This window comes from Thermoanaerobacterales bacterium, assembly GCA_030019475.1.
Classification (GTDB): Bacteria; Bacillota; Desulfotomaculia; order Desulfotomaculales; family JASEER01; genus JASEER01.
The window spans coordinates 1-5,530 of sequence record JASEER010000071.1; the positions used below are offsets into that span (position 1 = coordinate 1).

The 5,530-nt window shown below is 59.2% G+C and carries 5 protein-coding genes; 1 reads left to right on the forward strand and 4 read right to left on the reverse strand.

Annotated elements, in window-relative coordinates; genetic code table 11:
- Window positions 1-598 precede the first annotated feature (598 nt).
- The 4 genes from QMC81_11670 to QMC81_11685 form a co-directional block, all read right to left on the reverse strand.
- The gene (locus QMC81_11670; GenBank protein ID MDI6908128.1) at window positions 599-1,981 is read right to left on the reverse strand and encodes a nucleoside recognition domain-containing protein; all 1,383 of its coding nucleotides are present in this window, start codon (window positions 1,979-1,981) and stop codon (window positions 599-601) included.
- Window positions 1,978-2,742 (reverse strand): FeoB small GTPase domain-containing protein, encoded by a 765-nt coding sequence (locus tag QMC81_11675; GenBank protein MDI6908129.1) that lies wholly within the window; start codon window positions 2,740-2,742, stop codon window positions 1,978-1,980. The genes QMC81_11670 and QMC81_11675 overlap by 4 nt, the downstream gene beginning before the upstream one ends.
- A 4-nt stretch (window positions 2,743-2,746) precedes the next feature.
- A complete protein-coding gene (locus tag QMC81_11680) occupies window positions 2,747-3,016 on the reverse strand; it encodes a FeoA family protein (GenBank protein ID MDI6908130.1) in 270 nt (89 codons plus the stop codon).
- Between the two features lie 195 nt (window positions 3,017-3,211).
- Window positions 3,212-4,381: a hypothetical protein gene (locus QMC81_11685; protein ID MDI6908131.1), complete on the reverse strand. Its 1,170-nt coding sequence runs from the start codon at window positions 4,379-4,381 to the stop codon at window positions 3,212-3,214.
- A 189-nt stretch (window positions 4,382-4,570) separates the two neighbouring features.
- Here QMC81_11685 and QMC81_11690 point away from each other — a divergent pair, with 189 nt between their 5' ends.
- Window positions 4,571-5,008, forward strand: coding sequence for a hypothetical protein (locus tag QMC81_11690; protein MDI6908132.1), 438 nt, complete (start codon window positions 4,571-4,573; stop codon window positions 5,006-5,008).
- The last annotated feature ends 522 nt before the right edge of the window (window positions 5,009-5,530 follow it).

Consider the following 5,530-nt stretch of genomic DNA (forward strand, 5'->3'; position numbering starts at 1 on the left):
GACAAAAAACCCAATTTTAAGTAGAAATTTCCAGAATTGTCCTATCTGGAAATTTCTACTTAAAATTGGGTTTTTTGTCAAAATCAAAGTATGACCGATATCAGATTCTCTCCGTAGTTTTGTGCTGGCGGCGATTTTGCCCGTGTCAGCGCGGGTTTAAAATGACCCAGTAGCACCGGAAAAGAATTGACCCACCCCCGGCGAAAGATACCTTCGACTGCAAAAGACGGAGGTGTCCGAACAAGATGCTAACAGGTAACGGTCGAGACTTCATTGATGACCAGGCCGAATTACTAGGAATGATGAAGATCCAATGGCAATAAGGATGGTAATTTGATACAATGATCTTAGGCTGCTCCGTGCGCGACGGTGGGAGTTTGTTGGGGATCGGCTACCGGAGGGACCGTTCCGGCGTCGGCCCGGGTGGGACAGGTTCTCTTCGTTGAGGGAGTTTGAGAGATAAAGTACCGGCGCAGCACCGGCGTCGTAAGATTGGGAAGGAAGGCACCCTTGGGTGCCTTCTCCGTGTGAACTCGGCTTACAGGCCTGCTCGCCGACCCGCTGATCGTAACGGTTAGCGGGTTTTTGTTTTGTGGTCTTAAAAGAGCCGGGAGACCTGGGCCACCGCGGCGCACGCGATGCACGCCACGCTCAGGGGGATGACTGCCGCGACAGCGGTCCACTTGAGGCTGCCGGACTCCTTCCACATCGTCCAGAGGGTCGTGCTGCAGGGGTAATGCAGGAGGGAGAACAGCATGGTGCAGACCACGGTGACCCAGGTCCATCCGTGTTCCACCACGAAGAGCCGGTGCAGTGCTTCCAGGCTGTCGAGTTCGACCATACTCCCCGTCGCCAGGTAGCTCATAATCAGGATCGGGAGTACGATTTCGTTGGCCGGAAGCGCCAGGATGAAGGCCATCAGGATGAAACCGTCGAGCCCCAGGAGGCCGGCGAACGGGTCCAGCCGGCCGGCGCAATGAGCGAGGATGCTCAGTCCGCCGACGTGGATGTTGGCCAGAAGCCACGTAACGGCTCCCGCCGGGGCGGCGACAGAAACGGCCCGGCCGAGGACGAACAGTGTACGGTCGAAGATGGACCTGACGATGATCCTTCCTGCCTGGGGCCTGCGGTATGGGGGCAGTTCCAGGGCGAAGCCGGACGGAATGCCCTTGAGCAGTGTCTTTGAAAGACCCCAGGAGGCGGCCAGAGTGATACCGATGCCCAGCAGGATCAGGCCCAAGACGATCAAAGTGGCGCCGAAGGACGTGGCTGTGCCCATAACCAGCAGGCCCGCCAGTGCGATCAAGGTGGGGAAGCGCCCGTTACAAGGGACGAAGCTATTGGTCAGCATGGCGATCAGGCGTTCCCGCGGCGACTCGATAATGCGGCAGGAAACCACCCCTGCGGCGTTGCAGCCGAAGCCCATGCACATTGTCAGACACTGCTTGCCGTGGGCGCCTGCCTTCTTAAACAGCCGGTCGAGGTTAAAGGCCGCCCGGGGCAGGTAGCCCATATCCTCCAAAAGGGTAAAACAGGGGAAAAAGATGGCCATCGGCGGCAGCATCACCGATACCACCCACGCCACGGACCGGTAGACTCCTTCCACGAAGAACCCGTTTACCCAGGCCGGGGCGTGCAGCCAGTTGCACAGGGCGGTCAGTTTTTCCTGGCCCCAGAACAGCGCGGTGGCCAGGACCTCCGACGGGTAGTTCGCGCCCGCCACGGTGATCCAAAAGACGACGGCCAACAACAGCAGCATGGCGGGGAAACCAAAAGCCCTTGAGGTCAGAACGTCGTCAAGCTTCTTGTCCCAGTCGATCCGCGGCTTTGCCTTCCGCTTCACTACCAGGCCGGCGATCTGTTCGGCCCGGCCGTAAATACTGCTGACGATTGTGTCGTTAAGGTTTGACGCCCCGGCAGGGCGAACCCTGTCCACCTCCTTGAGCAGTTCCCCAAGGTGGGAGAGGGAAGGGGAGTTCATGCCAGGATTTCACCTCGACTCTGGTTTATCGGCACCTTTACGGACGGCTGACCGGCCGCCCATTGCTCAAGGAGCGCAATCACGCTCCGGTCCCTGTCCAGTAAGCGCAGTGCGAGCCAGCGGCTGCTGCACCGGTCACCAACGAGGTCTCTTATCCTGGGCTCCAGCTTCAGCAGGGCCTCTTCGATTTGGTGGTCGTAGCGGGGTATTTGGGGGGCGGTATTAATGCGCCCCGTGGCGACGTCTCTGACGGTATCGACGAGCCTGTCGAGGCCGTGCCCGTTCCGGGCGGCCGTGCACACGACCGGCACTCCCAGCTCGGCCGACAGGGCCCGGTCATCGATCTCGATGTGCTTTCTCCTGGCTTCATCAATAAGGTTGACGCAGACCACGACGCGGGGCGTGATTTCCAACACCTGCAGTACCAGGTTGAGGTTTCGCTCTAAACAGGTGGCGTCGACCACAACCACGGTGGCGTCCGGCTTGCCGAAGCAAATGAAGTCCCTTGCCACCTGTTCCTCCACGGAGTTGGCGAGCAGTGAATAGGTGCCCGGCAGGTCGATGAGTCCGAAGACCAGACCCTGGGTGATAAACCGGCCCTCGGCCCGAGTGACGGTTTTCCCCGGCCAGTTTCCGGTGTGCTGGCTGAGCCCGGTTAAGGCGTTGAATACCGTGCTCTTGCCCGTATTGGGGTTGCCGGCCAGGGCCACAGTGTAGTCCGCTTTGGCCCGGCGTTCTTTACCGAGTTCTGCCGAACCCATATAGCTATCTCTCCTTCAGCCGGACCGCTATCAGGGAGCTTTCTTCCCTCCTGAAAGCGATGACGGCGCCGCGGATGTCAAAAGCCGTAGGGTCGCCGGCCGGGCTTTTTCTTAGAGCCTTAACCTTTGTCCCGGGAACCAGGCCCAGATCCATCAGCCTCCGTCTCGTCATTTCCTCGGCCTGTACGGACTCCACGATCCCTGTCTTTCCGATCGGCAGGTCGTACAGGCTTATCACCGCCCCCGGCTGTGACGAAGCTTCGTCTTTCCGCACCGACACCCACCTCCGCCGTCTCAAATCCACGCCACTAAGTTAGCCGCCGCTAACACTGCCGACATTACATTTTACGGGCGGCGGTTTGTTTGTGTTACTGGCGGCAAGGATGGGAACGAGGGGCGTCAACTGGACCGGTATCAGGACAAAAAAACGGACCACCCTGTCAGAGGTGGTCCGTACATACTTGAAGCCTTACGGCTTTTCCCCCGCCCGGTTGGGTTTGCCTTTGCCGGCCTGGCCCTTGAACTGGGTAAGCGAGACCACTGCTACATTGGAAGCCCCGGCGCCGCTCGCCACCCTGAGGAGGACGTGCTTCTTGCCTTTGGGCTTGTGCACGGCTTGCAGGGCCTTCGTGAGGTCGTCAACGTCCACGGAACAGTTGAACCTGCCCTCGACTTTCCCGATCTCGACCATCTTTCCGGCGTTGTAACCGGCGTAGACCTTGAACTGCGGGATGGCGGCCCCGGCGGAGTACCGCCAGAACAGGTTGATCTCCTCGGCCATGCCGTCCTCACCGTACTCGACGGCGGCGCGGAGCTGCTTGGGCTTCAGGACTGCCTTGCCGGGTACGGCAGGGCCACCGCCGTCCTCGTCGGGTGGCGTTGCGGCCGCCTGTTCTTTGACGGTGAACCTGGTGTCGATGTCGGGGTCATCGCCGTTGACGTCTATGGACCCGGTTTCATCGTCCACCTTGTAAGTGCAGGCCGCCAGTTTCCAGGTGCCGATGTTTTCTTCGCCGACCGTCTTTCTGCCTGTCCAGATCCCGTCGTCATAGGTAAGCTCGGCCCGCAATTCGGTGGTTGAGCCTTCCTTACGGAAGGTCAGGTACACGGTGGCGTCGGCGTCCAGGTCATTGACCGCGGCGTCAAAATAAACGTCTTTGCTGTCGTCATTATCAACTATCACTGTTTCGGGATGGATATCCAGTTCCAGGACGTTGGGGTTGTCGCTTTCCCTCACAATGAACCGGGTTTCGATCGTAGCACGGTCCGTGTCCAGGTCGATGATGCCGAAGTCGTCAGCCGCCTTGTAGGAGCAATAGACCAGGTTCCAGGTGCCGACGTCGCCCCCGTCGACGGTTCGCCTGCCCTCCCACAGGCCGTCGTGGTACCTCAGTTCCACCTGCATCGCGCTGGTGGAACCGGCCTTCTGGAAGGTCAGATACACTTTGGCTGTGGTCTCCAGGCCCCCGGCGGTCATCTCAAAGGAAACCTCATCGCTGTCGTCCCCGTTGATCCATACCGTATCGGGGCGCACCAGCAGTTTGGATACCTCCGGGCCGCCGCTCTGCCCGAGGGCCGGGACGGCCAGGAGCAGGACGGTGACAACCGCCAGCATTAACCGATAAACAGCCCTACCCAATTCCTATCGCCTCCCCTAACAAGTTTTTCCTTTAATCCTTCGCGCCTCGCCGGTCTGCTTCGGGGGGTCTATTACCAGACGTTATCTTTAAAGCTCCGGTACTTTACGGCACCGGTTTATACCGATGAGAATGGATAGCTTTTCGGTTTTACGGGAGATTAAGGGAAAAACGAGAGGTCGTGCTCGTCAATGCGCAGGACATCTTCTATTACTTTGAGCCTGATCTTCATGTTGTTTTGTGTGGCCGTGCCGGCGGCGGCAGAACCCGGCGAGTTCTCCTGCGTAAGGAGCCCTGACGGCAGTGTGACCATCCGCTGGAACGGCGGCGAGGAGGGGAAGAGGCTGTCGATCACCAGGTTGGATATCCTGGGGCATCGCCTTGGACCGCCCGTGACAGTGGAACAGACGAAAGGTGAGTTCCGTGACCTTGACGCTCCGGCCGAGGCCTTCTGCTACGAGGTGGCGTGGGGCCCCCTCGGCCGGTCGGCGCTGTTCCTCGCGGTGCCCGCCCCGGAGAAAGGCATTGAAGCGTCGCGGGCGCAAGAGCGCGGCCCGCGGGTGAGATCAGGCGTCCCATGCCGGGAACAGGCTTGTCCCGGCAGCGCTCCGGACCTTCCGCCGGGTTGAACCCCGAGAAGAGAGGCGATGGAATACAGCCATACCCAATCGTATGGCTGTTTCTTTTTTCGGGAACCCTTTGCCCGGTTCCCGCATCCTCCTTGGTGAGGAGCAAAGAACGACGGGGTTCCGTTTTGTGCGGGTCTTCTATTATCGGTATAGCGATATTTTTAATACCGGCGGGGAGGGAAATTGCAGCATTCCGTCGAACAACGAATGCTTATATCCTCCAGCTATGGGGCGTTGATTAATGGCGATAAGTCTGGTAGAACTTCTGGTCCAGGGTATCCCGGAACTGATTGGAGCCACCGCTTTATGCTTTGCCCTGGCGGGCGCGGGCTTGCGTTGGCGGTGGATTATCCCTGTTGGGATTGCGCAGGGGGTTACGATATATCTTGTTCGGCTTCTGCCGGTTGCATTTGGCTTGCATGGTGTTATCATGTGCCTACTGTTCGTGGTATACCTCCGCCTTCTGGTAGGCACGCCTGTCTTACGTGGGTTCTGTTCCGCTTTTCTCACGATGGCGATCCT